We start from the raw sequence: 469 nt of genomic DNA, 5'->3' as shown, positions 1-469 counted from the left end.
TCAAGTTTTAGTCGATGCCCCAGTAATTGATACAGTAGATGATTCTGTGATTACTTTTAGTGGTGTATTAGGTGAAGCAAATATATTAGATGCATTTGCTAATGACACTTTAAATGGAGTTCTAATCAATAAATCAGAAATAATTACAAGAGTTATTACTCCAGCTACGCCAATTGGGGGTATGGCTGTACCTTTCTTAAACATTGCTACAGGAAAAGTAAGCATTTTACCTGGAACCCCTATAGGAGTATATTTTATTAAATACCAAAATTGTGAACGACTAAACCCTACTAATTGTGATGAAGGAATAATAAAAGTAGTTGTAAGAATTCTTCTTGGAGCAACTGCAATTACTGCTGTAAATGACAATGCAGCGAATGTAAATGGTTATATTGGAGAGCAAAAAGTAATTAACGTTTTAACCAATGACAAATTAAGTACAATTCAGGCTGATTTAACCAATGTGAAT

At 32.8% G+C, this 469-nt stretch carries 1 protein-coding gene; it reads left to right on the top strand.

The annotated features are described in order from the left end of the window. On the top strand, window positions 1-469 hold a 469-nt coding region (locus ACSVH9_RS16360), incomplete at both ends, for a hypothetical protein (protein WP_438064635.1).

Origin of the sequence: Flavobacterium sp. RSSB_23 (assembly GCF_051547145.1) — a bacterium.
In the GTDB taxonomy this organism is placed as follows: domain Bacteria; phylum Bacteroidota; class Bacteroidia; order Flavobacteriales; family Flavobacteriaceae; genus Flavobacterium.
The sequence above is the reverse complement of the archived record's forward strand: the minus strand, read 5'-3'. Positions and strand labels throughout refer to the sequence as shown.